At 73.1% G+C, this 24,524-nt stretch carries 27 protein-coding genes and 2 tRNA genes; 17 read left to right on the forward strand and 12 right to left on the reverse strand.

Going from position 1 to position 24,524, the window contains the following annotated elements:
* Positions 1 to 57: 57 nt before the first annotated feature.
* Positions 58 to 534 carry a MarR family winged helix-turn-helix transcriptional regulator gene (locus ACRB68_RS15895; protein ID WP_153533239.1) on the forward strand — a complete coding sequence of 159 codons (477 nt, stop codon included), beginning with the start codon at positions 58 to 60 and terminating at the stop codon, positions 532 to 534.
* 25 nt (positions 535 to 559) lie between these two features.
* Here the strand turns inward: ACRB68_RS15895 and ACRB68_RS15900 are convergent, their stop codons facing one another.
* Positions 560 to 973: a hypothetical protein gene (locus ACRB68_RS15900; RefSeq protein WP_153533240.1), complete on the reverse strand. Its 414-nt coding sequence runs from the start codon at positions 971 to 973 to the stop codon at positions 560 to 562.
* 117 nt (positions 974 to 1,090) lie between these two features.
* Here ACRB68_RS15900 and ACRB68_RS15905 point away from each other — a divergent pair, with 117 nt between their 5' ends.
* Positions 1,091 to 1,828, forward strand: coding sequence for a M15 family metallopeptidase (locus ACRB68_RS15905; protein WP_235959399.1), 738 nt, complete (start codon positions 1,091 to 1,093; stop codon positions 1,826 to 1,828).
* 9 nt (positions 1,829 to 1,837) lie between these two features.
* Here ACRB68_RS15905 and ACRB68_RS40190 read toward each other — a convergent pair whose 3' ends face one another.
* The gene (locus ACRB68_RS40190; RefSeq protein ID WP_194293331.1) at positions 1,838 to 2,008 is read right to left on the reverse strand and encodes a hypothetical protein; all 171 of its coding nucleotides are present in this window, start codon (positions 2,006 to 2,008) and stop codon (positions 1,838 to 1,840) included.
* Between the two features lie 194 nt (positions 2,009 to 2,202).
* Here ACRB68_RS40190 and ACRB68_RS15910 point away from each other — a divergent pair, with 194 nt between their 5' ends.
* From ACRB68_RS15910 to ACRB68_RS15920, 3 genes are all read left to right on the forward strand, one after another.
* Entirely contained in the window at positions 2,203 to 3,036 is an 834-nt protein-coding gene (locus ACRB68_RS15910; protein WP_194293332.1) for a DUF4397 domain-containing protein, read from the forward strand.
* 119 nt (positions 3,037 to 3,155) lie between these two features.
* Complete coding sequence (locus tag ACRB68_RS41270) at positions 3,156 to 3,626, forward strand: class F sortase (protein ID WP_328594262.1); 471 nt, start codon at positions 3,156 to 3,158, stop codon at positions 3,624 to 3,626.
* 54 nt (positions 3,627 to 3,680) lie between these two features.
* Positions 3,681 to 5,537 carry a WD40 repeat domain-containing serine/threonine protein kinase gene (locus tag ACRB68_RS15920; protein ID WP_153533243.1) on the forward strand — a complete coding sequence of 619 codons (1,857 nt, stop codon included), beginning with the start codon at positions 3,681 to 3,683 and terminating at the stop codon, positions 5,535 to 5,537.
* On the opposite strand, the gene ACRB68_RS15925 is transcribed toward ACRB68_RS15920, so the two are convergent.
* Entirely contained in the window at positions 5,532 to 6,380 is an 849-nt protein-coding gene (locus tag ACRB68_RS15925) for an alanyl-tRNA editing protein (protein WP_153533244.1), read from the reverse strand. The two genes, ACRB68_RS15920 and ACRB68_RS15925, sit on opposite strands and share 6 nt — an antisense overlap.
* A gap of 70 nt (positions 6,381 to 6,450) precedes the next feature.
* Here ACRB68_RS15925 and ACRB68_RS15930 point away from each other — a divergent pair.
* A tRNA-Ser gene (locus ACRB68_RS15930) sits at positions 6,451 to 6,540 on the forward strand.
* A 58-nt stretch (positions 6,541 to 6,598) separates the two neighbouring features.
* Here ACRB68_RS15930 and ACRB68_RS15935 read toward each other — a convergent pair.
* Genes ACRB68_RS15935 through ACRB68_RS15945 form a run of 3 tightly spaced genes read right to left on the reverse strand, consistent with a single transcriptional unit; the run spans position 6,599 to position 8,509 of the window.
* Positions 6,599 to 7,453 (reverse strand): aldo/keto reductase, encoded by an 855-nt coding sequence (locus ACRB68_RS15935; protein ID WP_153533245.1) that lies wholly within the window; start codon positions 7,451 to 7,453, stop codon positions 6,599 to 6,601.
* 43 nt (positions 7,454 to 7,496) lie between these two features.
* The gene (locus tag ACRB68_RS15940) at positions 7,497 to 8,288 is read right to left on the reverse strand and encodes an SDR family NAD(P)-dependent oxidoreductase (protein WP_153533246.1); all 792 of its coding nucleotides are present in this window, start codon (positions 8,286 to 8,288) and stop codon (positions 7,497 to 7,499) included.
* A gap of 17 nt (positions 8,289 to 8,305) precedes the next feature.
* Entirely contained in the window at positions 8,306 to 8,509 is a 204-nt protein-coding gene (locus ACRB68_RS15945) for a hypothetical protein (RefSeq protein ID WP_153533247.1), read from the reverse strand.
* Between the two features lie 197 nt (positions 8,510 to 8,706).
* Between ACRB68_RS15945 and ACRB68_RS42485 the strand changes: the two genes are divergently transcribed.
* Positions 8,707 to 8,826, forward strand: coding sequence for a DLW-39 family protein (locus ACRB68_RS42485; protein ID WP_220163873.1), 120 nt, complete (start codon positions 8,707 to 8,709; stop codon positions 8,824 to 8,826).
* Positions 8,827 to 8,945: 119 nt separating this feature from the next.
* Positions 8,946 to 9,018 (forward strand) — tRNA-Ala (locus ACRB68_RS15950).
* Between the two features lie 89 nt (positions 9,019 to 9,107).
* Here the strand turns inward: ACRB68_RS15950 and ACRB68_RS15955 are convergent.
* Positions 9,108 to 10,025 (reverse strand): AraC family transcriptional regulator, encoded by a 918-nt coding sequence (locus ACRB68_RS15955; RefSeq protein ID WP_328594263.1) that lies wholly within the window; start codon positions 10,023 to 10,025, stop codon positions 9,108 to 9,110.
* A gap of 76 nt (positions 10,026 to 10,101) precedes the next feature.
* Between ACRB68_RS15955 and ACRB68_RS15960 the strand changes: the two genes are divergently transcribed.
* Positions 10,102 to 10,989 carry an NADP-dependent oxidoreductase gene (locus ACRB68_RS15960; RefSeq protein ID WP_153533249.1) on the forward strand — a complete coding sequence of 296 codons (888 nt, stop codon included), beginning with the start codon at positions 10,102 to 10,104 and terminating at the stop codon, positions 10,987 to 10,989.
* Positions 10,990 to 11,049: 60 nt separating this feature from the next.
* Positions 11,050 to 12,483: a S1 RNA-binding domain-containing protein gene (locus ACRB68_RS42965; protein WP_456356037.1), complete on the forward strand. Its 1,434-nt coding sequence runs from the start codon at positions 11,050 to 11,052 to the stop codon at positions 12,481 to 12,483.
* A gap of 4 nt (positions 12,484 to 12,487) precedes the next feature.
* On the opposite strand, the gene ACRB68_RS15970 is transcribed toward ACRB68_RS42965, so the two are convergent.
* Both ACRB68_RS15970 and ACRB68_RS15975 read right to left on the reverse strand, forming a co-directional pair.
* Positions 12,488 to 13,384: a PrsW family intramembrane metalloprotease gene (locus ACRB68_RS15970; protein ID WP_153533250.1), complete on the reverse strand. Its 897-nt coding sequence runs from the start codon at positions 13,382 to 13,384 to the stop codon at positions 12,488 to 12,490.
* A 25-nt stretch (positions 13,385 to 13,409) separates the two neighbouring features.
* Entirely contained in the window at positions 13,410 to 14,393 is a 984-nt protein-coding gene (locus ACRB68_RS15975; RefSeq protein WP_153533251.1) for a helix-turn-helix domain-containing protein, read from the reverse strand.
* 98 nt (positions 14,394 to 14,491) lie between these two features.
* On the opposite strand from ACRB68_RS15975, the gene ACRB68_RS15980 reads away from it, so the two are divergent.
* From ACRB68_RS15980 to secY, 4 genes are all read left to right on the forward strand, one after another.
* Positions 14,492 to 14,968, forward strand: a complete 477-nt coding sequence (locus tag ACRB68_RS15980; RefSeq protein ID WP_153533252.1) for a rhodanese-like domain-containing protein — start codon at positions 14,492 to 14,494, stop codon at positions 14,966 to 14,968.
* Between the two features lie 454 nt (positions 14,969 to 15,422).
* Positions 15,423 to 17,099 (forward strand): DEAD/DEAH box helicase, encoded by a 1,677-nt coding sequence (locus ACRB68_RS15985; protein WP_328594264.1) that lies wholly within the window; start codon positions 15,423 to 15,425, stop codon positions 17,097 to 17,099.
* Positions 17,100 to 17,233: 134 nt separating this feature from the next.
* The gene (locus ACRB68_RS15990; protein WP_153533253.1) at positions 17,234 to 17,614 is read left to right on the forward strand and encodes a hypothetical protein; all 381 of its coding nucleotides are present in this window, start codon (positions 17,234 to 17,236) and stop codon (positions 17,612 to 17,614) included.
* 147 nt (positions 17,615 to 17,761) lie between these two features.
* Entirely contained in the window at positions 17,762 to 19,057 is a 1,296-nt protein-coding gene (gene secY, locus ACRB68_RS15995) for a preprotein translocase subunit SecY (RefSeq protein ID WP_328594265.1), read from the forward strand.
* A 351-nt stretch (positions 19,058 to 19,408) separates the two neighbouring features.
* On the opposite strand, the gene ACRB68_RS16000 is transcribed toward secY, so the two are convergent.
* A complete protein-coding gene (locus ACRB68_RS16000; protein WP_153533254.1) occupies positions 19,409 to 20,344 on the reverse strand; it encodes a LysR family transcriptional regulator in 936 nt (311 codons plus the stop codon).
* A 133-nt stretch (positions 20,345 to 20,477) separates the two neighbouring features.
* Here ACRB68_RS16000 and ACRB68_RS16005 point away from each other — a divergent pair, with 133 nt between their 5' ends.
* Complete coding sequence (locus tag ACRB68_RS16005) at positions 20,478 to 21,722, forward strand: MFS transporter (protein WP_153533255.1); 1,245 nt, start codon at positions 20,478 to 20,480, stop codon at positions 21,720 to 21,722.
* 13 nt (positions 21,723 to 21,735) lie between these two features.
* Positions 21,736 to 22,335 (forward strand): cysteine hydrolase family protein, encoded by a 600-nt coding sequence (locus tag ACRB68_RS16010; protein ID WP_328594267.1) that lies wholly within the window; start codon positions 21,736 to 21,738, stop codon positions 22,333 to 22,335.
* Between the two features lie 61 nt (positions 22,336 to 22,396).
* Here the strand turns inward: ACRB68_RS16010 and ACRB68_RS16015 are convergent, their stop codons facing one another.
* A complete protein-coding gene (locus ACRB68_RS16015; RefSeq protein ID WP_153533256.1) occupies positions 22,397 to 23,236 on the reverse strand; it encodes an acyltransferase in 840 nt (279 codons plus the stop codon).
* A 111-nt stretch (positions 23,237 to 23,347) separates the two neighbouring features.
* Complete coding sequence (locus ACRB68_RS16020; RefSeq protein WP_153533257.1) at positions 23,348 to 23,815, reverse strand: hypothetical protein; 468 nt, start codon at positions 23,813 to 23,815, stop codon at positions 23,348 to 23,350.
* Positions 23,816 to 23,965: 150 nt separating this feature from the next.
* Here ACRB68_RS16020 and ACRB68_RS16025 point away from each other — a divergent pair, with 150 nt between their 5' ends.
* On the forward strand, positions 23,966 to 24,496 hold the full coding sequence (locus tag ACRB68_RS16025; protein ID WP_328594268.1) for a peptidylprolyl isomerase: 531 nt from the start codon (positions 23,966 to 23,968) through the stop codon (positions 24,494 to 24,496).
* The last annotated feature ends 28 nt before the right edge of the window (positions 24,497 to 24,524 follow it).

Genomic DNA, 24,524 nt, shown 5'->3' on the forward strand with positions numbered 1-24,524 from the left:
CCGGCGGGATGTCCCTCTTGGTAGTTGAAAGTTCAACTTTCGCTTATACTGGCGGACATGAGCGAACCGCGCTGGCTAGACGCCGCCCAGCAACGCGACTGGCGCTCCTTCGTCGACGGCAGCCTCCGCCTCACCGAGGTCATGGAGCGCGACCTGAAGTCCCGGCACGGCCTGTCGATGTCGGAGTACGAGATCCTCGTCCGGCTGTCGGAGGCGCCCGAGCGGCGGCTGCGCATGGCCGAGCTGGCCGAGCACGCCAGCCAGTCGCGCAGCCGGCTGTCGCACACCTGCTCGCGGCTGGAGTCCAAGGGCCTGGTCTTCCGCGGCGGCTGCCCCAAGGACAAGCGCGGCGTGTACGCCCACCTCACCGACGAGGGCTTCGCCGCGCTGGACCGGGCCGCCCGCGACCACGTGGAGACCGTCCGCGACTTCTTCATCGACCTGATCGACCCCGCCGACCTGGCCGCCGTCGGCCGCGCCTTCCGCGCCGTCGCCGAGCGCATCGACGCGGCGGGCCGGGACGCCTCCTGCTGACCCGCGCGGGCCGCGGGCGGGCGGATCACGGGCCGAGCCCGGTGAGGAACCCGACCGAGACCAGCGTCAGGAACAGCCAGCAGGCCATCATCCCGTAGCCGAACGGCCGCCACCTCCCGCCGACCTTCCCGGCGAGCAGGCCGCCGAGGCCGAACGCCAGCACCAGCAGCGTCACCATCTGCGGCGTCGTGCTCGGGCGGCTGCTCATCATCAGCGGCGCCCACATCATCACCGCGTCCACGAACAGGAACGTCGCGAAGCCCGCCGCGCCCGCGGACAGGTCCCGGGCGGCCGGCAGGCGGACCGGCTCCCGGGGGAGCCGCAGCCGCGGGCCCGCCTCGGGCGCCTCGCGCTCGACCCGGGCGGCCACCGCGAAGATCTCGTCCTCGAGGCTGTGGCCGTCCTGTCCCTGGCGGTCCTTCCCCTGCGGGTCGGCCATGCCGGCTCCCTCTGACCGGGGTCGCTGATCGGCGCGTCCCGCGGGACGCGCCCCCCAACGCACCGTAGCGAATACCCGGTCCGACGCGAAGCCGGACGGGCGTGTCATCCTGCTGGTATGCCTGTCGACATGCTGGTCAGCCGCTCGCTGGGGGTCGCGGCGATCGGCGTCGCGCTGTCGCTCGCGGCCGGATGCGGCCAGGGCGGCGACGACGGCGGCGCGAAGAGGACCGCGACCCCGCCGACCGTCGCCTCGTCCACCGCCACGCCCGTCCCGACCGCGCCGCCGCGCTTCCAGGCGCAGGTGAAGCCCGTGACCGCGCAGCTGCTGAAGCACTCCTGGCGCAAGGGCTGCCCCGTCCCGCTGGCGGATCTGCGGGTGATCGAGATGCCGTACTGGGGCATGGACGGCAAGGCGCACACGGGCGGGCGGCTCGTGGTGAACGCCGAGGCCACCGGCCCGCTGACCAAGGTCTTCGGCAAGCTCTACGCCCTGCGCTACCCGATCCGCCGGATGGAGCCGGTCGACGCCTACAAGGGCAGCGACTACGACTCGATCGAGGCCGACAACACCTCGGCCTTCAACTGCCGCGCGGTGACCGGCGGGACCGGCTGGTCGCGGCACTCCTACGGCCTGGCCGTCGACGTCAACCCGTGCGAGAACCCCTACGTCGACTCCGACGGCCACATCGACCACAAGGACTGCGTGAAGTTCGGCGACCGCAAGCGCCGCGATCCCGGGGTGATCCACGCGGGGGACAAGGTCGTCAAGGCGTTCGCCGGCATCGGCTGGGGCTGGGGCGGCGACTGGAACGGCATCAAGGACTATCAGCACTTCTCCAGCTCAGGCCGCTGAGGCCACGGGTCAGAGCATCATCAGCACGACGGCCGCCACGACCGCGACGAGGGCGACGGCGGCGATCACGCCGACGATGAGGCCGGTGTTGGCGCCGCCGGTCTTCTCCGGCTGGCCCTGGTTGGCGAACGCCCGGAACTGGTGGGTGGTACCGGCCGGATCCTGGGGAGTCTCAGACATGCCGATGACTGTAACGGACAACTTCGCCGTGGATAGTGCCGTTTCTGCCGGAAATGTGAAGATCATTCGACGGTGACGGTCACACGGAGTGACCGTTACCCGTTCGCAAACCCGGGTTCCATTGCCCGTCCCCGGCCCGTTGTGCTCCTATGGCGGTCCTCAGGCGACACCCCTCAACCACCGGTGGAGCGGCCATGGCCAACACCGTCCTCGTCCGACGCGCGTGCACCGTCCTGGTCTCCGGTGCCGCCGTCCTCGCCCTGTCCGCCGCGCCCGGCACCGCCGCCCCCGGCGAGGGCTACGTGCGGCTGGCGCACCTGTCCCCGGACACCCCGGCCGTGGACGTGTACCTGTACACCGCGGGCAAGAAGACGCCCCGGCTCGTCCTGCGGCACGTGGGCTACGGGGTGCTCTCCCCCTACCAGCGGCTCGGCGGCGGCAGGTACACCGTCGCGATGCGCCCGGCGGACGCGCCCGCCTCGTCCAAGCCCGTGCTGTCCACGAACGTGCGGGTACGCGGCGGCGCCTCCTACACCGTCGCGGGGATGGGGCCCTACAAGGGCATCAAGCTGGACGTCCTCGACGACACCGTCGACCTGCCCGCCGGGCGGGCCGGCCTGCGGCTCATCGCGGCGTCGCTGAAGCAGCCCGGCCTGAAGGTGACGGCGGGCGGCACGGACATCGCCCCCGGGCTGCGTTTCGGCACCGCCACGCCGTACCGGGAGATGGCGCCGGGCGCGCTGAAGGTCCGCGCCACGGGCGCGAAGGACGCCGCGGTGTCCGCCAAGGTCGCGCTGACGGCCGGTTCGGCGCACACGGTCATCGTGCTGGACGGCCCGAAGGGGCTGCGGCTGCTCGACCTGCGCGACGTCGGGCGCGGCGCCGTCCCGCCGCCGCGCGGGGGCGTGGACACCGGTCTCGGCGGCATGGCCGGGAACGGCTCTCCCTCCCCATGGTGGCCGGCCGCTCTGGCGGCGCCGTTCGCCCTCGCGGCCGTTGCTCTGCTCCGCCGCCGCCGCACGAGGTGACCCACCATCCGCAGAAAGCCGTCCTCGCCGTGTGCGCGCTCGTCCTGAGCGCATGCACCTCCCAGGCCGGGCCCGCTGTGACGCCTTCCAACTGGAAAGCGGCGCCTGGCCAGGTCGCGGTGCCGTCGAGCGCGCGCGCTGCGGCACGGCTGGACGAGCCGGTACGGCTGAGCATTCCCTCACTCGACGTCCAGACCGAACTGGAGCGCCTGGCCACCGGCGCGGACGGCGTGCTCGGCACACCGCGCGACCCCGCCAAGGCGGGCTGGTACGCGGCCGGGGTGCGGCCCGGCGACCAGGGCCCCGCGGTGATCGCCGGGCACGTGGACTCGCGGACCGGCCCCGCCGTCTTCGCCCGGCTGCGCGAGCTGCGGCGCGGCGCCGAGGTGCTCGTCGCCGACGCGCGGGGCCGGACCGCCCGGTTCACCGTGGACGAGGTGCGCGTGCACGCCAAGGCGGCCTTCCCCACCGCCGAGGTCTACGGGCCGACGCCCGACGCCCAGCTCCGGCTGATCACCTGCGGCGGGGCCTTCGACCGGGCCCGCGGCCACTACCGCGACAACGTCATCGTCTATGCCACCAGGACCTGACCGGTGCCCTCGCGAGCCCTCTTTTCCCTCATAACTAACCGATACTGTTAAATCATGGCGGATGGCCGGGAACGGGTCATCGCCGGCCAGTACCGGCTGGCGGACGAGATCGGCAGAGGCGGCTTCGGCGTCGTCTGGCGCGCCTGGGACGAGCGCCTGCGCCGCCCGGTGGCCGTGAAGGAACTGTTCCTGCCCACCTACCTGGCCGCCGACCAGCTCGAGGAGCGCCGCCGCCGCAGCCTGCGCGAGGCCCGCGCCGCCGCCCGGATCGTGCACCCGAACGCGGTCACCGTCTACGAGGTCGTCGAGCACGACGAGTCCCTGTGGATCGTCATGGAGCTGGTCGACGGGCGCGCGCTGAACACCATCGTGCGCCGCGACGGCCCGCTGCCGCCGCGCCGCGCCGCCGCGATCGGCCTCGCCCTGCTCGGCGCGCTGCGCGCCGCGCACGCCGCCGGGGTCGTGCACCGCGACGTCAAACCGGGCAACGTGCTGATCAGCGAGGACCGGGTGGTGCTCACCGACTTCGGGATCGCCACCATCGAGGGCGACCCGTCCCTCACCAACTCCGGCTTCGTCATGGGCGCGCCCGCCTACACCGCCCCGGAGCGCGCGCGCGGCGAACCCGCCGTACCCGCCTCCGACCTGTGGTCGCTGGGCGCGACCCTGTTCTACGCGGTGGAAGGCCGCCGCCCCTACCCCGGCGCCAACGCCAACGCCGTCTTCAACGCCATCCTGAACGGCCGGCCCGCCAAGCCGCAGCTCGCCGGGCCGCTCGGGCCGGTCATCCAGGGCCTGCTGCGCCAGGAGCCCGCCGACCGGCTCACCCCCGACCAGGCCGCGAGCCTGCTGACCGACGTCCTGGAAGACCGGGTGCCGCGGCTGCGCTCGCTGCCGGCGGGGGGCCGGGACGCCGACGCCGTGATGCCGGCCCGCCCCCGCCGCACCTGGCTGGTCGCGGCCGCCGCGCTGCTGCCGGTCGCCGCGGCCGGGGTCGTCGTCGGCCCGCTGTGGCCGCGCGACCACCCCGCGCGGCGCCCGCCCCCGCCCGCCTCCTCGCCCGGCCCGCACCTGCTGGCCACGCTCCCCGCCGGCGACAGCGTCTACACCGTCGCGGTCAGCCCCGACGGCCGCACGGTCGCCGCCGGTGGCGAGGACCGCACCGTCCGGATGTGGAACCTCGCCGACCGGCGGCCCGCCGCCACCCTGAAGGGCCACGGCAACGCCGTCTTCACCGCCGCGTTCGCGCCCGACTCGCACACCCTCGCCACCGCCGGATATGACGGCGACGTCCTGCTGTGGGACATCGCCGGGCACCGCCGGTCCGCGCGGCTCTCCCCCGGCCAGGGCACGATCGGCGCGGTCGCGTTCAGCCCCGACGGCCGCCGCCTCGCCACCGCCGGCACCACCGACGTGCAGGTGTGGGACGTGGCGTCGCGGACCCGCGTCCGCACCCTGCGCCCCGGCGCCGAGAGCCAGTTCAGCCTCGCCTACTCCAGGCGCGGCTGGCTCGCCTACGCCAGCACCGACCGGCTGCGGATGCTGCGCCCCAAAGGCGGCAGCGCCCTCGGGCCGGTCACCGCGCTGGTGCGCGCCATGGCGTTCGACCCCGGCGGCGCGACCGTCGCGGTCGGCGACGACAACGGCGAGGTCGCCCTGTGGGACTGCGCCGCGGCCCGCCGGCTCGGCACCCTGCACCACGACCGGGCCGTCTACGCCGTCGCGTTCAGCCCCGACGGCCGCACCCTCGCCACCGCCGCCGGGCGGACCATCACCCTGTGGAACGCGGCGACCCGCAGCCGCGTCACCTCCTTCTCCGGAGGCCGCGGGCTGGTCAGCGCGCTGGCCTTCGCGCCCGGCACGCTGGTCAGCGGCGGCTACGACGGGACGGTGCGGCTCTGGCGGCTATGACACCTCGGTCCGCACGACCGGTCCGGCGTCGCCCGGCTCCATCGACACCCGCACCGCGCCGAGCTCGCCGAGCCGGGACAGGTGCGTGCCGCCGCAGGGGATCTCGACCGTCCCCTCGGGCAGCGCGCAGCGCCACCGCCGCGGCGCGGTCAGGCCCGGCCCGGGCGCCTCGATCGCGACGGGCGCGTCGGCGGCGATCCAGCGGGCCATCCTCGCCTCCACGACCTCGGCCAGCTTCGGCAGGTCGCCGGCCAGGCCCTCGGCGGTGAAGCCCTTCTTGCGCAGCGACGTGCCGATCCGGTAGGTGTCCAGGCTGCCGCCGGGCACGATCCGCGACGAGGCGATGGCGAGCGCGTCGAAGTCGGGGTGGCCGAGGCCGTCCGGCCGGACCTCCTTGCGCCAGCGCGGCGCGAGCGCCTCGTTCAGCGCGAGCGCCATCAGATGGCAGGCGGTGTGGCCGGCCGACAGGGCGCGCCGCCGCTCCTCGTCGACGGCGAGCCGCACCGTCACGCCCACCGGGACGTCGCGCTCCACCACGTGCACGACCAGCCAGGACCAGTCCGGATCGCCGCGGCGGACCGGGATGTCGGCGCCGACGAGCAGCTCGCCGCCCCGCATCGCCCCGGTCAGGCAGTCCACCACCCGCGTCTCCAGGCCGTCGGCGCCGAGCACGCCGGTGTCGGCGGGCTGGTCCGGCCAGGAGGGGTCCAGCGGGTGGAACGGGGTCTCCTCGACCACCACCCCGTGGCCGCCGTCCAGCGGCACCGACATGATCACGCGTGACTCCCCGGCGGTCCCGCCCGCCGGGAACGTCACCTGGGTCGATCCCCTGATTTCCCCCATGTCACGACGCTAACAGCCGTTATCGGGGCGCTCCCTCGGCCCCCGACCCGCTATCGTGGGATCGCTCTCGGGAGGCTTCGCATAGTGGACGAGTGCACCAGTCTTGAAAACTGGAGAGTCGGTATCCCCGGCTCCGTGGGTTCGAATCCCACAGCCTCCGCGAGCCGGGCCACCGTGTCCGGCGCCGCCGCGCCGGACACGGTGGCCCGCTGCTTTTCCTAGCCGAGCGCGGTCAGCTCCGCGACCTCGTCCTCGCTCAGCTCGATCCCGGCCCCGGCCAGGTTCTCCTCCAGGTGCGCGACCTTGGAGGTGCCCGGGATCGGCAGCATCACCGGCGACCGGCGCAGCAGCCAGGCCAGCGCGAGCTGCGCGGGCGTCGCGCCGTGCCGCTCGGCCGCCGCGGCCAGCACCCCGCCGGGCGCGGCGAGCTGCCCGGTCGCCAGCGGGAACCACGGGATGAAGCCGATGCCCTCGCGCTCGCAGTACTCCAGGACGTCCTGCGACTTGCGCTCGGTCAGGTTGTACAGGTTCTGCACCGTGGCGATCTCCACGATCGCGCGGGCCCTGCCGATCTCCTCGACCGAGACCTCCGACAGCCCGATGTGCCGGATCTTGCCCTCGTCGCGCATGTCCCGCAGCACGCCGAGCTGCTCCTCCAGCGGGACCTTCGGGTCGATGCGGTGCAGCTGGTACAGGTCGATGCGCTCCAGCTTCAGCCGCCGCAGGCTCATCTCCACGCACTGGCGCAGGTACTCGGGCCGGCCGACCGGCAGCCACACGTTCGGGCCGGTGCGGGTGAGGCCGCCCTTGGTCGCGACGACCAGGTCCTCCGCGTAGGGGTGCAGCGCCTCGGCGATCAGCTCCTCGCTGACGAAGGGGCCGTAGGAGTCGGCGGTGTCGACGAACGTCACGCCGAGCTCCACCGCGCGGCGCAGGACGCGCAGCGCCTCGTCCCGGTCGGCGGGCTCGCCCCACACGCCGGGCCCGGTCAGCTGCATGGCGCCGAAGCCGAGCCGGCGCACCGGCAGGTCGCCACCGATCTCGAAGGTGCCACTAGCGGAAATGTCGGTCATGTGTCCCCCATCCGATGATCAGCTGACAAGCACGATAATCCCCTCAGCGCTTGCCGCGCTGTCCCGCGGCCAGCCCCCGCGTGATCCGGTCGCCGCCGGCCCGCCGCTGCACGGCCGCCGCCAGCCCCGGCGCGGCCCCGCCGAGCAGCGCGCCGAGCCGCAGCCCGAGCGGCGCCACGTCGACCTCGGCGAGGTTCTGCTCCACCGCCCGCAGCGTCGCCCGCGCGACGTCCTGCGGCGACCGCGTCCCGACGCCCCTCGGCAGCGTCACACCGGCATCGGCGAACATCCCGGCGTCCCTGATGAAACCCGGGAAAACCGTCGAAACCCCGACGCCCATCGGCCGCATGTCCTCGCGCAACGCCAGGGCGAAGCCGCGCAGGCCGAACTTTGTCGCGTTGTACAGGGAAGCTTGACCGGAGGCGGTCTTGCCCGCCAGCGAGGAGACGAACACCAGATGGCCCCGGCCCCGCGCGGCCATCCGCTCCCCGGCCAGCCTCGCCATCACGATCGGCGCCCGCAGGTTGACGTCCAGCGCCCGGTCGATCTCCCCGACCGAGAAGTCGCCGAGCGGCCCGGACGCCGGCAGCGCCGCGTTCGCGACCAGCACGTCGATCTCCCCGGCGGCGTCCAGCAGCCGCTCGGCCTCCCCCGGCTCGGCCAGGTCGGCGGCCACCGCCTTCCCGCCGAGCTCGTCGGCGAGCGGCTCCAGCACATCCACGCGGCGCCCGCTCAGCACCACGTGGCCGCCCCGCGCCGCCACCGCGACGGCGAGCGCCCGCCCGATCCCGCCGCTCGCCCCCGTCACCAGAACCTTCGCGCCCCGCACGTCCATGCGGGGATCATCCCGCCTCAGAACCCGATGCGCCACAGCACCAGGATCAACACCGCCGCCGCCAGCCCGGCCAGGCCGATCCGCACGTCCCCGACCAGCATCAACGCGGTGAAGCCGGCCGCCGTGAGGGCGGCGGCGACCAGCACCGGCCGCCCCTCGTCCTCCTCCTCTTCGGGCCGCAGCTCCCGTTCCCACAAACCGAAGTCGTCCTGTCCGCCCATGACCGGAGTATGCGCCCCCGATGACCTGACCGGGCCGCCACACCCCTGTCCGGATTGGACGTTCGGTCCGATAACCCCGTCGGGGTGCGGACCGTCGGTGAACCGTTGCTAGGCTGCGGAGGGCCTGGGGGAGGACTCGTCATTCCAACCATCTCCCTCGGGGTTGGCTTCATAGTCGAGGTGAAGGGGTCCCCACCGTGAAGAAGCTTCTCGTTCTCGCCGTTGTCGCTCTCGGCGGTTTCGCTGTCTGGCGCCGCCTGCAGCAGGACCGCGCCGAGCTGGACCTGTGGACCGAGGCCACGTCCTCCGACAGCTGAGCCGCCTCCACGGAGGCCCCCGGCGCGACCGGGGCGGATCGACATCTGCCCCGATCCGCCGGGCCGCGCCCTGCCCTGCGCCGCGGACCACGGGCCCCCGGTAGGATGGTCGCGCCCAAGGGGCCATAGCTCAGTTGGCAGAGCACCGGCTTTGCAAGCCGGGTGTCCGGGGTTCGAATCCCCGTGGCTCCACCTGGGGCCGTCCTTGCGACGGCCTGGAAGCGTTGCCGAGATCCCGTCCGATCACGTCGATCGGGCGGGATCTTGCGTTCCCCGGGCGGTCAGGCGCTCTGCCTGCGGTAGCGGCCGGGTGCCGTGCCGTACTCCCGTTTGAAGGCGTTGGCGAAGGCGAACTCCGAGCGGTAGCCGACCCGCGCCGCGACCTCGCTCAGCAGCGCGTCGGTCTCACGGAGCGCGCGGGCGGCGAGGGTCAGCCGCCACCAGGTGAGGTAGCCGAGCGGCGGCCGGCCGACCAGGGCGGTGAAGCGGTGCGCGAAGGCGGCGCGCGACAACCCCGCCCGGTCGGCCAGGCTCTGGACGGTCCAGGGGTGCGCCGGCTCCTGGTGCATGGCCTGCAAGGCCGCGGCGACCACCGGGTCGGCCAGCGCCGCGGCCCACCGTCCGCCCTGCTCGGGACGCTCGGTGAACCAGGCGCGCAGGATGTAGATCAGCAGCGTGTCCAGCAGGGCGGGCACGACCGTCGCGGCGCCCAGGCCCGGCTGCTCCACCTCGCGGCCGAGGAGCTCGACGGCGGCGCGCAGCCCGCTGTGCCGTTCGGCGCGGGCGGGCAGGTGGACGACGCCGGGCAGGTCGCGCAGCAGCGGATGGGCGCGCCCCGGGTCCAGCCGGAAGCCGCCGCAGAGCGTCACGGTGGCCGGCCCGCTGTTGCCGACGAAACCGGAGACGAACAGCTCCGCGTCGGCCGTCGGGTCGCAGACCGGCTCCGCCAGCGGGGTCGCGGGGGCGTCGGCCAGGCCGTAGCCGTCGCCGTGGGGGAAGAAGAGCACGTCGCCGGCGCCCAGCTCGACCGGGCCGGCGCCGGAGGTGATCAGCCGGCACGACCCGCGCAGGATCACCTGGAAGCCCGCCGAGCCGCGCACCTCGGGGAAGCGCTGGCCCCAGGGGGCGTGCCAGACGACGCGGGCCGAGGTCGGCCGCCCGGAGCGCATGATGGCGACCACATCGCTGAGCACATCCACCGGGCAAGACTCCCACGTATGAAAGACGGACGATAAATTATTCACCGTCTCGCCGGGCTTCTCTAGCGTTGCCGGCATGTGGACAACGCATATTCATTCGTACGGCGGGCCGGACGTGATCAGGTACGAGCAGGTCCCGGACCCGGAGCCGGGCCCCGGCCAGGTGCTCGTCCAGGTGGCCGCCACCTCCATGAACCCCTCCGAGACCGCGCTGCGCGCGGGGATGCTGCGGACGGTGCTGCCGCTCACCCTGCCGTACCGGCTGGGCTGGGACGTCTCCGGCACGGTCGTGGCCGTGGGCGACGGGGTGACCTCATGGTCGGACGGCGACCGCGTCATCGGCCGCCTCGACGCGGGCGGGGCGGCCGCCTCGCTGGTGGCGGCCCCGGCCGGGAGCCTCGCCGCCGCGCCCGCCTCCATCCCGCTCCCGCACGCGGCCGCCATCCCGGTCGCCGGGCTCGCCGCGTGGCAGGCCGTCGACGGCCGGGTGCGCGCCGGGCAGCGGGTGCTGGTCAACGGCGCGGGCGGCGGGGTCGGGGGCTTCGCGGTCCAGCTCGCCAAGCGGGCCGGGGCGACGGTGATCGCCACCGCGAGCCCGCGCAGCGCGGAGGCCGTCGCCGCGCTGGGGGCCGACGAGGTCGTCGACCACACCGCCGGGCCGCTGCCCGGCGGGATGGACGTGGTGATCAACCTCGCCCCGGTCAGCGCGGAGGCCGCCGGCGGGCTGGCCGCCCTGGTGCGGCCGGGCGGGACCGCGGTGTCGATCGCCACTCCCATCCCCGGGCACGAGCACTTCGTGGCCCGCAACGATCCCGGGCAGCTCGCCCGGCTCGTCGCGCTCGTGGACGCCGGCGAGCTCGCGGTCCACATCGCGGGCACCGTGCCGCTCGCCGAGATGGCCGAGACGCACCGCCTGAGCGGGGCGGGCCTGCTGCGCGGCAAGACGATCCTCGTCCCTTCCTGATCGCGGCCGCTTGACGGGACGCGCGTGCGGTCAGCACAGTCTCGCGGTGGAGGTGATGGCGTGCTGCCGTACGTCTACCGGATCACCAAGTACGACCCCGCCGACCGGAACGCGCACGGCCACTACACCGGCGACCAGGAGCCGGTGAGCGACCACGGGCCCGTCGAGGCCGCCTACCTGGCGGCCGTCGCCGCCTTCGCGCGGGACTCCGAGGTCGACCTGCTGGAGATCCGCGAACCGCAGGTGGCCGGTTTCGTGAACTTCGAACTGGAAGCCCCGGTCGACGGGTACGGCCTGGCCGGGCTGTTCCCGTCCGGTCTGGCGGATTACCACGACGGCGCGCGGGTGCCGGTGGCCGTGGGCCTGGAGCTGGTGCGGGCCATGCTGCGCGGCAACGGCGCCTGGTGCCGGCTGGAGGCCCCGGGCCGGTTCTTCGTGCATGTCGGATACGACCAGTACGTCTATATGGGCAGCACCGTCCCTTGCGAACGGGCGATGGCCGGGGTGTTCGTCGAGCGCCTGGACGCCTCCCCCTACGAACCGGAGCCCGAGCCCGGCGAGCAGCGCCCCGCCGACGACGACTTCTGGGCGGCGGTGGACCTGAGGATCCCCCGGGACGGGGCGCTCCTTCTGGAGGAGCGCCCCGTCGGGAACCTCTCCCGGTGGCATCGCCTCACCCGCGACGGGATCGGCCAGGTGCGCGCCGGCCTCGCCCCGCGCGCCTGCCTGACGGTGTGGCCGGGCCTGTCCGCCGACCTGGACGCGGTCCGCCGGGCGTTCCCCGAATACGGCCTGGTCGAGCTCGTCTGGCAGGACCAGGCGGGACGGATCACCAGCCGCATCGGCGACGAGGAGCAGTACGGGGATCTGGCCGCGCTCCTGACCGGGGCGCGTGCCGCAGCGGTGCTGCCCTTGAGCACAGACGAGCGCTGTCCGCTGTTCACCGCGGTCCTCCCCGACGACGACGGCGTCCTGCGCGCCCGCTGGCGGACCGACCCGGCCCCCAGCGATCTGCGGTGGCGCCTCCTCAAGGACTTCCGGCCCGGGCAGATCCGCACCGGCACCGTCACCTCGATCCAGAACTTCGGCGTGTTCGTGGACCTGGGCGGCATCGACGGGATGATCAACGTCGCCGAACTGTCCTGGGGCCACTACGACCACCCCGGCCAGATCGTGCGGGTGGGGCAGCAGGTCACCGTCGAGGTCCTCGACGTGGACATGCCGCGCGAACGGATGTCCCTGTCCTTGAAGGCGCTGCAGGAGGACCCCTGGCAGGGGTTCCAGCAGAGCCACCGCAGCGGCCAGGTCGTCTCCGGCGAGGTCACCAAGCTGGTCCCCTTCGGCTACTTCGTCCGCGTATCGAGGGAGATCGAGGGCCTGGTCCACGAGAAGGACCCGGCGGACGTCCGGGTCGGCGACGAGGTCCGCGTGACGATCGTGGAGATCGACCCCGCCAGGCGGCGCGTCGCCCTCTCCCGCGAAGCCCCCGCCTAGCGGCTCAGCCCTGCCAGGGATGCGCGGGGCCCCAGGGCAGGGGCGGGGCCTGGCGGGTGCGGACGGCGAGGACGCGCAGCCAGACCAGGGCGGCCGCCGAGATCAGCGCGAGGCCGCCCCACTCCAGGACGGTGACGAACCGGCTCTGCCCGGCCGTGGCCTCCGGCAGGTGGCCGTGCTCGATCAGGTCGTGCTGCCAGGGCGCGCCGGCGAGGAGCACGGCGAGGCCGATGGCGATGCCGTGCATGGAGTCCCACAGCGCGTGCAGGAGCGAGACGCCGAGGTAGGCGAGCAGGACCGTGCCGTCCAGCCGCCAGCGGCCGTGCCGGCGGGCCGCGGTGAACAGGACGCAGCCGAGGATCGCCGTCCACAGGCCATGGCCGAGCGGGGTCAGCACGCCGCGCAGGACCTCGGTCGCGACCAGCGAGCGCAGGCTGACGCCGTGCGCGTCGAACATGGCGTTGAAGGCGTAGCCGGCGCTCTCGAAGGCGGCGAACCCGAAGCCGACCGCGGCGCCGAGGACGAGCCCGTCGCGCGAGGAGCGCAGGGACAGCCCGCGCGCGACGATCATCAGGGCGACGAGCTTGACCGCCTCCTCGATCAGGCCGACGCCGGCGTACATCCACGGCGACGGGTGCAGCAGGTAGGACTCCAGCAGGGAGGCGCCGAGGATGCCGAGCACGCCGCCGTTGACGAAGCCCCGGAACAGCAGCGGGACGGTGAGCTCGCCCGCCCGGCCGTGCTCGTAGGCCCACACGACGAAGGTGACCGGGACCAGGAAGCTGCCGAGCAGCACGATCGTGGGCAGCAGGTTGGGGTTGTCGGTGAGGAACGTGACCAGCACGGTGAGCGCCCACAGGATGAGCCCGATCATGAAGACCCTCACCCAGCTGCGGCGCATGCCCCTCCCTCGCTCCGACCTGGGCCTACCCGGTGGCGCGGCGCGGCGAACCCGGGGCGCGGAAGGTGCGGCGGTAGGCCGACGGGGAGGTGCGCATCGCGCGGGTGAAGTGGTGCCGGAAGGTGACCGGGCTCTCGAAGCCGACCGCGGCGCCGATCTCCTCGACCGGCAGCGCGCCGTCCTCCAGCAGCGGCAGGCTCGCCATGATCCGCTGGGTGATGACCCAGCGCAGCGGGCTGGTGCCGGTCTGGCGGTTGAAGTGCCGGATGAAGGTGCGGGGCGCCAGGCGGGCGGCGCGGGCCAGGTCGGCGACGGTGACGGGCTCGGCCAGGTGGGCGAGGGCCCAGTCCATGGCGCGGGCGACGGCGTCGTCGGCGGCCGGGACGGTGACGGCGGCCTCGACGAACTGGGCCTGCCCGCCCTCGCGGTGCGGCGGGACGACCAGGCGTCGGGCGACGGAGTTGGCGACGCGGGCGCCGTGGTCCTTGCGGACCAGGTGCAGGCACATGTCCAGGCCGGCGGCGCTGCCCGCGCCGGTGAGGACGTCGTCGGCGTCGACGTAGAGGACGTCGGGCGTCACCTTGATCCGCGGGTGGCGCTGCTGCAGCAGGCCGGCGTAGCGCCAGTGCGTGGTGGCCTCGCGGCCGTCGAGCAGGCCGGCGGCGGCGAGCGCGAACGCGCCCGAGCAGATCGACACGATGCGCGCGCCGCGTGCGTGCGCGGCGCGCAGGGCCGCGACGACGTCGGGGTGGACCTCGGCGCGCACGTCGGGGACGGCGACGACCATCACGGTGTCGGCGGCGGCGAAGGCGTCCAGGCCGTGCCCGGCGGTCATGGTGAAGCCGCCGACGGCGCGCAGCGGGCCGCGCTCGCGCGAGCAGACCCGCAGGTCGTACCAGGGGACGCCGAGTTCGGGGCGGGGCAGGCCGAAGACCTCCACGACGGTGCCGAGCTCGAAGGGGGCCATGCCGTCGAAGACCAGGACCGAGACGGTGTGGGCCGGCTGCATGGCGGGATCTTAGCGGTATCGGGCGTTCGTGCCACTGCCGGGACGGCGGGCCGACCGCCAGGATCGAGGTGTCCGCAGCAAGCAGCCAAGGAGCACAGATGCCCGCCACCACCGTCGCCGCCACCACCGTCGTCCCCGCCGCCCCGAGCGCCGACGCCGTCGCGCACTTCGCCGCCCGCCTCGCCTTCGAGACCGACGTGTCCGACGTCGCCGCCGACCTCGCCGCCGGCGCCGCCGGCGTGGTGGTCGTCGACTCGCGCAGCGCCGTCTGCTGGAACCAGGGGCACGTGCGGGGCGCGATCCACCTGCCGACCGCGCAGATCGCCGAGCGCGCCGGGGAACTGGTGAGCCGGGACGCCACGGTCGTCGTCTACTGCTGGGGCCCCGGCTGCAACGGCGCGCAGAAGGCGGCGCTGGAGTTCGCCAGGCTCGGCTACCCGGTCAAGGAGATGATCGGCGGCTTCGAGTACTGGGCGCGCGAGGGCTTCCCGGTCGAGGACGGCGCCGGGAACGTCACCCGGCAGGCCCCCGACCCCCTCACCGCGCCGGTGTCGGGGATCACCTGTGCCTGCTGAGAACGTGGGCAGGATCACTCGGCCGGGCCTGCGACACGCGGAAACGCGCGGGCGGCGGGGAAACAACGCGGTGGAATCACCGCGCGGCGCCGTCCGAAAAGCCGGAGCAGCGTCCGGGGGCGCGTAGCATCGGCGTGGCGGCACCGCGCTTGCAGGTGAAGACGGTGTCCCCCGACTTCCTCCGGACGTTCGGTTCGTCTGCCCGGGCGCCGCGCACGGCGCCGCAGACGCGGGATCCGGCCCTCTTTTCCACCCCGCACAATGCGACAAAAGCAGCCAAAGCGGGACATGTGGCGCAGGGCATACTCCGGTACGGGGCATAAGGAGGTAGGTCGGCGACGTTAGACTGAACAAATCACTCTTACGACGCTGAACGCGTCCGGCTCGTCCTTGACGCCCACTGACCTGATCCGTGGTGCCTCCCGAGACGTGCCCCCCTCTCGGAAGGTATTGCGTGACCAACGTTCCTGCTGCCCATGACCTGACCCCGTCCACCGAGGACGAGACGACGGTTCCCAGCTTCGCCGAGCTCGGCCTGCCCGCCGAGCTCGTCGCCGCCCTGGCCCGCCAGGGCATCGACGCCCCGTTCCCGATCCAGGCCGCCGCCATCCCCGACGTGATGGCCGGCCACGACGTCCTCGGGCGCGGCAAGACGGGCTCGGGCAAGACCCTGGCGTTCGGCCTGCCGCTGCTGGCCCGCCTGGCCGGCCGCCGCGCCGCGCCGAAGCGCCCCCTCGGCCTCATCCTCGTCCCGACCCGCGAGCTCGCCCAGCAGGTCCAGACGAACCTGGAGCCGCTCGGCCGCAGCCTCGGGCTGCACTTCAAGACCGTCATCGGGCAGACCTCGATGTTCAAGCAGATCGACGCGCTGCGCCGCGGCGTGGAGATCCTGGTCGCCACCCCCGGCCGGCTGAAGGACCTGATGCGGCAGGGCGCCTGCGACCTGTCCGACGTCGAGATCGTCATCCTCGACGAGGCCGACCACATGGCCGACATGGGCTTCCTGCCCGACGTCACCGACATCCTGGACCAGGCCCGCGTCGGCGGCCAGCGGATGCTGTTCTCGGCGACGCTGGACCGCGACGTCGACGTCCTGGTCAAGCGCTACCTGAACGACCCGGTGACGCACGCCATCGGCTCGGTCGACGAGTCGGTCGACACGATGGACCACCACCTGCTGCTGGTCGCGCCCAAGGAGAAGGGCCTGATCACCGCCGAGATCGCCAACCGCGAGGGCCGGACGATCCTGTTCGCCCGCACCAAGCACGGCGTGGACCGGCTGGCGCAGCAGCTCACCGACGTCGGCGTGCGGGCCGCGGGCCTGCACGGCGGCAAGAGCCAGGGCCTGCGCACCCGCACCCTGCACGAGTTCCGCGAGGGCACCATCAGCGTGCTCGTCGCCACCGACGTCGCCGCGCGCGGCATCCACGTGGACGACGTCAGCCTGGTCATGCACGTCGACCCGCCGGCCGACTCCAAGGACTACATGCACCGCGCCGGCCGCACGGCGCGCGCGGGCGAGAAGGGCACCGTGGTCACCCTGGTGCTGCCGCACCAGGTCCGGTCGACCTCGGCCATGACCCGGCGCGCCGGCATCGAGGCGCCGCGCACCCGCGTCGCGTCCGGCGGCGACGCCGAGCTGATCAAGCTGACCGGCGCGCGGATCCCGTCCGGCATCCCGATCACCGAGCCGCTGATCCCCGAGCGCCCGCGCCGCGGCGAGGGCGGCCGCGGCGGACGTCCCGGCGGCGGTGGCCGTCGCGGTGGCGGCGGCCGCGGCTACGGCGGCGGTGGCGGCTACAACGGCGGCGGCGGCCGTGGCGGGCCGCGCCGTGAGGGCGGCGGCTACAACGGTGGCGGCGGCTACAACGGCGGCCGTGAAGGTGGCGGCGGCTACAACGGCGGCGGCGAGCGTCGCGAGGGTGGCTACAACGGTGGCGAGCGTCGCGAGGGCGGCGGCTACAACGGCGGTGGCGGCGGTTACGGCGCCCCCCGCGGTGGCGGCGGCTACAACGGCGGCGGCGAGCGTCGTGGCGGCGGTTACGGTGAGCGCCGCTCCGGCGGCGCCCCGCACGGCAACCACCGCGGTGGCGACCGCCGCCCGGCCAGCCCGACGTCCTACTCCGGCTGATCCAGCCTGAAGACCGCGCCCCCGCTCAGCACCGCTGAGCGGGGGCGCGGTCTTTTCGCCGTCCGGAGGCCGATCGCGCCGATCGCGCTGTACGGTGCGAGGAGGAGATCGACTCGGGCGGAGGTGGGCGGGGCGTGAACGAGCACGTCTGCCGCCACCAACGGCTCCTCGCGGTACTGGCCGGCCTCTTCGGCTTCGCGGTGACCGCGACGCTGTCGGCCGTCCCCGGCAGCGGCGTCGCGGAAGTGATCCGCGCGGGCACCGCAGCGGCGGCGGCCACCGCGGTGAACGGCCGCGCCCAGGCCGCCGAGGCCGTCGCCGTCCGGTACGCGCCGGACGACCACCGGCGGTCCGGCCCCTCCGGCGGCTACGCCGCCATCGCCGGGCACGGCCCCGCCGCGCCCGGACCGGCGCGCACCGGCGCACGGGCCGGCGCCGCGGCGGACGGCCTCCCGCCGTCCGTCCCCTCCTCCGCCGTCAAGGTGCGAGGACCGCCCTCCAGCACGGGTTCCTGACGCTCACCGTCATCTGCCGCAGCGTCCCTGCGGATGCTGCGGCGTTCCCGTATGGAGGCAAGTCATCTTCCGCACCACCGTGCGGCGAGCGTTCCCCGCGCTCGCCGGTACCACCACGCCCGGACACCGTCCCCTCCGGAGGCGGCCGTGCTGACCGTCTTCGCCCGCGCGTTCCGCATCCCGGAGCTGCGCCGGAAGCTGCTGTTCACCCTGCTGATCATCGTGCTGTTCCGGATCGGGCAGACGCTGCCCACGCCCAACGTCAACGTCAAGGTGCTCGCCGAGACCGCCGTCGCGGGCCGCAAGAACAACCCGCTGTACGGCCTGGTCGACCTGTTCAGCGGCGGCGCGCTGCTCAAGCTGTCGGTGTTCGCGCTCGGCATCTACCCCTACATCACCGCCAGCATCATCCTGCAGCTGCTGACGGTGGTGATCCCGCGGCTGGAGGCCCTGAAGAAAGAAGGACAGGCCGGCACCACCAAGATCACCCAGTACACCCGGTACCTGACGGTCGCGCTGGCGGTCCTGCAGGGCACCACCGTCGTGGCGATGGCCGCCACCGGCCGGCTGCTCGGCGGCGTCCCCGGCAGCGCCGACATCCTCTACGACCGCGGCCTCGCCGCGGTGACCACCATGGTGATCGTCATGACCGCCGGCACCGCGGTGGTCATGTGGCTGGGCGAGCTGGTCACCGACCGCGGCGTCGGCAACGGCATGTCCATCCTGATCTTCACCCAGATCGCCGCGGTCTTCCCGGCGCAGTTCTGGGGGATCTACAAGGCGAAGGGCCCGTTCGTCTTCACCCTGGTGATCATCGTGGGGCTGGCCATCATGGCGGGCGTGGTCTTCGTCGAGCAGGCGCAGCGCCGCATCCCGGTGCAGTACGCCAAGCGGATGGTCGGCCGCCGCATGTACGGCGGCTCGTCCACCTACATCCCGCTGAAGGTCAACCAGGCCGGCATCATCCCGGTGATCTTCGCCTCGTCGCTGCTGTACCTGCCCTCGCTCGCGGCCCAGTTCTGGCCGCACGCGGGCTGGCTGGGGTGGGTCCGGCCCCATCTGCAGCAGAGCGACCCCTGGCACATGGCCGCGTTCTTCGTGCTCATCATCTTCTTCACCTACTTCTATGTGGCGATCACCTTCAACCCCACTGAGGTGGCCGACAACATGAAGAAGTACGGGGGATTCGTCCCGGGCATCCGCCCGGGCCGGCCGACCGCCGGGTACCTGGACCACGTGCTGTCCCGCATCACCGCCCCGGGCGCGCTCTACCTGGGCTTCGTCGCGCTGGTCCCGATGCTGTCCCTGGCCCTGCTCAAGCTCGGGGACGAGTTCCCCTTCGGCGGCACGAGCATCCTGATCGTGGTGGGCGTCGGGCTGGACACGGTGAAGCAGATCGAGGCCCGGCTGCAGCAGCGCAACTACGAGGGCTTCCTCAGCTGACCGCCGGCCCCATGGGCCGGCGGGCCTTTGCGGGGGAGGGTACGACCCCGCCTTCCCCCCAAAGGCGGTCCCGCCTCCGCGAGGCAGACTTCTCCGACGCCGGCAAAGGCAGTCCCCGCCCGGGGGCGGACCGTACTTCCACCAGTGTCATCCGTCCCACCCCGCCCGGGGGAGTGGAACACCCGGGAACCATAGGGCCGTTCACCGTCCTGGGCTTACCAGGCCCTGACGTCGACGTCGTCTACATGGAGACGATCAACGGGAATCTGTGGGTGGACAAGTCGGGAGAAGTGGTGCTGGTTCGCCCTTTATCTGTCGGCCCGGCCACGAGGATCGCAGACGCCGTGGCGGTCAGCGCGGGGTCACCCAGCGGGGTGTCCAGGTCCCGTCGGCGTCGTGGCCGGTCGTTGTGGCGGAGAGGTGGGCGCGGAGGGTGGCCAGCGCCGGGTGGGGGTTGTCGCGGCGCCACAGGAGCGAGTGCGGGTAGACGGGCGTGGGGTCGATGATCGGGATGCGGCGCAGGCCGTGGTCGGCGGGCCAGACAAGGCGGGTCTGCTCGCCCATGAAGGTGGCCAGGGCCGGGGTGTCGGCGATGGTGTCGAGGAGCGCGTCGGAGCCGAAGTTGGGGCCGGTCGCCTCGACGGTGAGGCCGAACTCGGCGACGAGGTCGTCGTAGTAGGCGGCCCATTCGGTGCCGGGAACGATGCCGGGCATCCAGATCCGGTGCCCGGCGAGCTGGGCGAGGGTCACCGACCGGGCACCCGCCAGCGCATGGGCGGGGCCGGTGAGGAGCTGGAGCGCCTCGTCGAGCACCCGGACGGACGCGATGTCCGCGCCGAGGGGCCGGCCGGGCACGGTGACGGCGCGGAAGGACGCGTCGATCGTGCCGGACCTGAGCGCGGCGACGGCCGTCTCGCCGTCGAACAGCATCACCACGTCGAGCTCGATGTCGGGGTGCGCGCGGTGGAAGGCGCGCATCAGGCCCGCTTGCGCGCTGCGCGAGGCGAGCACGTCGACGCGCAGCGGACGGCTGCCGGCGCGCACGGACGCGACCGCGCGCTCGGCGACGCGCAGCAGCTCGCGCGCGTGGGGCAGGAACGCCTGCCCGTCGATGGTGAGCCGGGCCCCGTGCGCGGTGCGGGTGAACAACTGCACGTCGAGGTTGCGCTCCAGCGCGGCGATGCGCTTGGAGACGGCCTGCTGGGTGACGGCCAGCTCGGCGGCGGCCTCCTGGAACTGCCCCGCGTCGGCGGCCGCGACGAAGGTCCGGATGGTGTCGAGATCCATGTCGATACCCTATGGGTACAACTAACCGTTGTGACGATGGCCGCCAGAGTTGTTTGATCCCTGGCTGTGACGCGCGCTTGGATGAATCCGATCACGGATCGGTTGTGCAGATGAGCGGCAAGGGGCGTCGGGCATGCGGAGCGGGCACCGTCTGGGACGGCAGTTCGGCTGGCTGTGGGGAGCGTACGGGACCAGCGCGCTCGGTACCTGGCTCGCCTTCGGCGCGTTCCCGCTGATCGCCATCCAGGTGCTGCACGCCGGACCGGCCGAGGTCGCCGCGCTCTCCTGCGTGGGTGCCGCGGTGGGCGCCGCCGTGGCGGTACCGCTCGGCCCGTGGGTGGAGTTCCGCCGCAAGCGTCCTGTGCTGATCGCGATGGACCTGGTGCGGTTCGCGGCGCTGCTGACGATCCCCGTCGCGTTCGCGTTCGGCGTGCTCACCTTCCTTCAGCTCCTGCTGGTCTCGGCCGTCGTCGCGGCGGCCGACATCGCCTTCCGCTCCGCCTCCGGCGCGTACCTGAAGACCCTGCTGCGGGCCGAGGACCTGCTCGTCGCCAACGCCCGGTTCGAGTCCACGGCCTGGACGACCACGATCATCGGACCGCCGCTGGGCGGCGCGGCGATCGGGCTCCTCGGCCCGGTGGCGACGGTGGTGGCCGACGCGGTCAGCTACCTGCTCTCGGCCCTGGGCATCCGCGCGATGGGCGGACACGAGCCGCGGCCCGAGCGCCCGGACGCCGCACGCATGCGGGCCACGGACTTGCTCGACGGCTGGCGGTACATCCTCGCCGACGCGACGTTGCGCCGGCTGTTCTTCAACACCGCCTTGTTCAACGGCCTGGTGATGGCCACTCAGCCGCTGCTGGCCGTCCTGATGCTCGACCGGCTCGGATTCGCACCGTGGCAGTACGGCCTGGCCTTCGCCGCGCCCTCGATCGGCGGGCTGCTCGGCTCGCGGCTGGCCCGGCCGCTCGTCACCCGGTTCGGGCCGCACCAGGTCCTGGTCGCGACCGGGGTGCTGCGCGCGATCTGGCCCATCGGCCTGGCCTTCCTGGGGCCGGGCACCGCAGGGCTGCTGCTGGTGATCGGCGTCGAACTGGGGCTCATCTTCTGCTGCGGCGTCTTCAACCCCGTCTCCGCCACCTGCCGCCTCGAGCGCACCCCGGCCGGCCGGGCCGCGCGCACCCTGTCCGCCTGGGCGGTGACGACCAAGGCCTCGGCCGCGCTCCTGACGGCCGTCTGGGGTGTGCTGGGCAGCCTGCTCGGCCCGCGTACGGCCATCGGCCTGGCCGGCGTGCTCCTGCTGGCGACCCCGCTGCTGCTCCCCCGACGCGACCACACCTCACAGCCCGAGCCGGAACCGGCCCGTAGCCGCACATAAGGAGAACACTCGCGTGAGCACCGCCCCCGCTTTCGACCCCGCGCACACCGCTCTTCTCGTCATGGACTACCAGCCGGCGATCCTGGCCTCTCTGCCCGCCGACGGGGACCGCGAAGCCTTGCTCGGCCGCGTGGAGAAGGCCATCGCCGACGTCCGCGCCAACGGCGGCACCATCGCCTACATCTGTGTCGGCTTCACCGATGCCGACTGGGACGCGATCCCGGACACCAACAAGTCTTTCGCCCCGGTGGCACGGCATCGCGTCATGCACCACCAAGACCCTGCCGCCGCCATTCATGAACGGCTGGCACCCCAGGCCGGCGACATCATCGTGCGCAAGGTCCGCTACGGCGGCATGTCCACTACCGACCTCGACCAGCGGCTACGCGAGCGCGGCATCACCACTCTGGTCATCTCCGGCATCACTACCAGCGGCGTCGTCCTGTCCACCCTCGTCGACGCGGCCGACCGCGACTACCGGCTCTATGTCCTGTCCGACGGCGTCGCCGACCCCGACAGCGAAGTCCACAACGTCCTGCTCCACCGGGTCTTCCCCTCGCGGGCCCACATCATCGACACCGCCGGCCTGCACACCCTGCTCCGGACCGGCTGACCCGAACCGCCGAGCCGGTCCCACCCCCGACCGCGACCGGTGGACGACCCGGGAGGACGGGTCAGCTGGCCTCTTCGCTGAGACGGGCGTCCGGGCGGTCGCCGAGGCGTTCTTCGAGGCGGGCCGTGCTCTCCTCGCGGAGCCGGTCCTGCAGCACCTGCAGGCCCTCCATGCCGCTCAGGGACAGGCCGATGAGCTCGTCCGCCGAGATCAGCGAGCCGGCCGAGCGGAGCGGCGGGTCCCAGCCGCGCGCCTCGTCGTAGCTGCGCAGCACCTTCGCGGGCACGCCGCCGATGACCGAGTGGTCGGGGAACTCGCCGCGGACGACCGCGCCGCCGGCGACCGCGACGTTACGGCCGAGCCGGGTACCCGGCAGGATGATCGCGCCGGTGCCGATCCAGCAGCCGTCGCCGATGACGACCGGGTTGTTCTCCGGCCACTGCCGCCCGATCGGCATGTCCAGGTCGCCGTAGGTGTGGTTCTGGTCGGTGATGTAGACGTTCGGGCCGGTGAAGACGTCGTCGCCGATCTCGATGGACTGGTGGCCGACGATGTGGGTGCCACGCCCGAGCGAGCAGCTTGACCCGATTTTTACGATCACGTCCGGGCCGAGGTCCAGCCCGGGGACGAAGCCCGCCGAGATCGTCACGTGCGTGCCGACCAGCGTGTGGTCGCCGATGGAGATCCACGGCTCGCCGTAGATCGCTCCGACCGGGAAGCCGATGCACGCGCCCTCGCCCAGATGGGCGAACCGGCGGCGGCCCGGCGTGTGCGGGGTGATCTCCCCCTGCCGCTGGATCCACTCCCAGCCGCGATGGACGGCCAGGTGCATGCCCCGGCGCGCCCGGTCCTTGATCCGGGCGGGCACGAGCTGCCGCAGCGGGCTGGCTTTCGACGACATGGCGCCCACCGTACCGGGTGGGGGGAAATGGCCGGTATAACGCGTGCGCCCTACCATCTGCCGGAGCGCGCGAAGGGCCCGGCTCGGCGAGCCGGGTCCCCTCACGTCGCCTCAAGCCTTGGGCTGCTGCACCTTGCCGTCGGACTCGGCGGCGGTCTTCTCGGGCAGCGGCTCGTCGAAGAACGGGTCGGTCTTGCCCGAACGCCGCGTCATCACCACGCCGGCCACCCCGAGGGCGGCCACCGCGGCCAGCATCATCATGACGCCCTTGCGGCTGCGGCGGCTCGTCTGCGGCGGTTCGACGCGGTGCGCCGTCTCGTCCAGGAACGAGCTCACCCGGGGAGCCAGATCCGACTCCACGTACCTGGCGGCCTGCTCCAGCCGCGGCGCGCTCCACTCGCGCGCCTGCAGCATGCGTTCCATGGCCGCCTCACGCGTCTGCTGCGCCGTCGGGCCCATCCGTTCGGCCGCGGTGGACGCGCCCTGCCTGGCGTACTCGGCGCCGTGGCGGCACGCCTCCTGCATCCGGCCGACCTTGCTGATCATTTCGTCCTGCGGCTTGCGACGGGTCCTGAACATTAGCGACACGCTAACCTCCCTGTTTGCGAGGCCCTGTGCAAGCAGCCTTCCCATCGAGCGGGGGGTAAACCATGCGGGTGCGCCCGAGCGGTCACGCATGGTAGGCAGAAGGTCGCGAGCACACACGATTCGACGAGGAGGCGGCCCACCGTGGCTGAGGAAATCTTCGCGACGTTCAACACGTCGCTCGGCAAGATCGTCATCCAGCTCTTCCCGAACGAGGCCCCCGAGACGGTGGCCAACTTCGTGGGGCTGGCCGAGGGCACCCGCGAGTGGCTGGACCCCGCCACCGGCGAGAGGACCACCCGGCCGCTGTACAACGGGACGGTCTTCCACCGCATCATCCCCGACTTCATGATCCAGGGCGGCGACCCGCTCGGCAACGGCACCGGCGGCCCCGGCTACCAGTTCAAGGACGAGTTCCACCCGTCGCTGAAGTTCGACCGGCCCTACCTGCTGGCCATGGCCAACGCCGGGCCCGGCACCAACGGCTCGCAGTTCTTCATCACCACCAACGTGGCCAACACCCGCCACCTGACCAACCGGCACACCATCTTCGGCAAGGTCATCGAGGGCACCAACGTGGTGGACCAGCTGTCCGCCGTGGAGACCGGCCGGCAGGACCGTCCCGTGAAGGACGTCACCATCGACTCGGTGACGATCGAGCGCCGCCAGTCGTAGTACAGGGTGTGACCCCGCGTACCGGCCA

This window comes from Actinomadura macrotermitis (genome assembly GCF_009604375.1).
Taxonomy (GTDB): Bacteria; Actinomycetota; Actinomycetes; order Streptosporangiales; family Streptosporangiaceae; genus Spirillospora; species Spirillospora macrotermitis.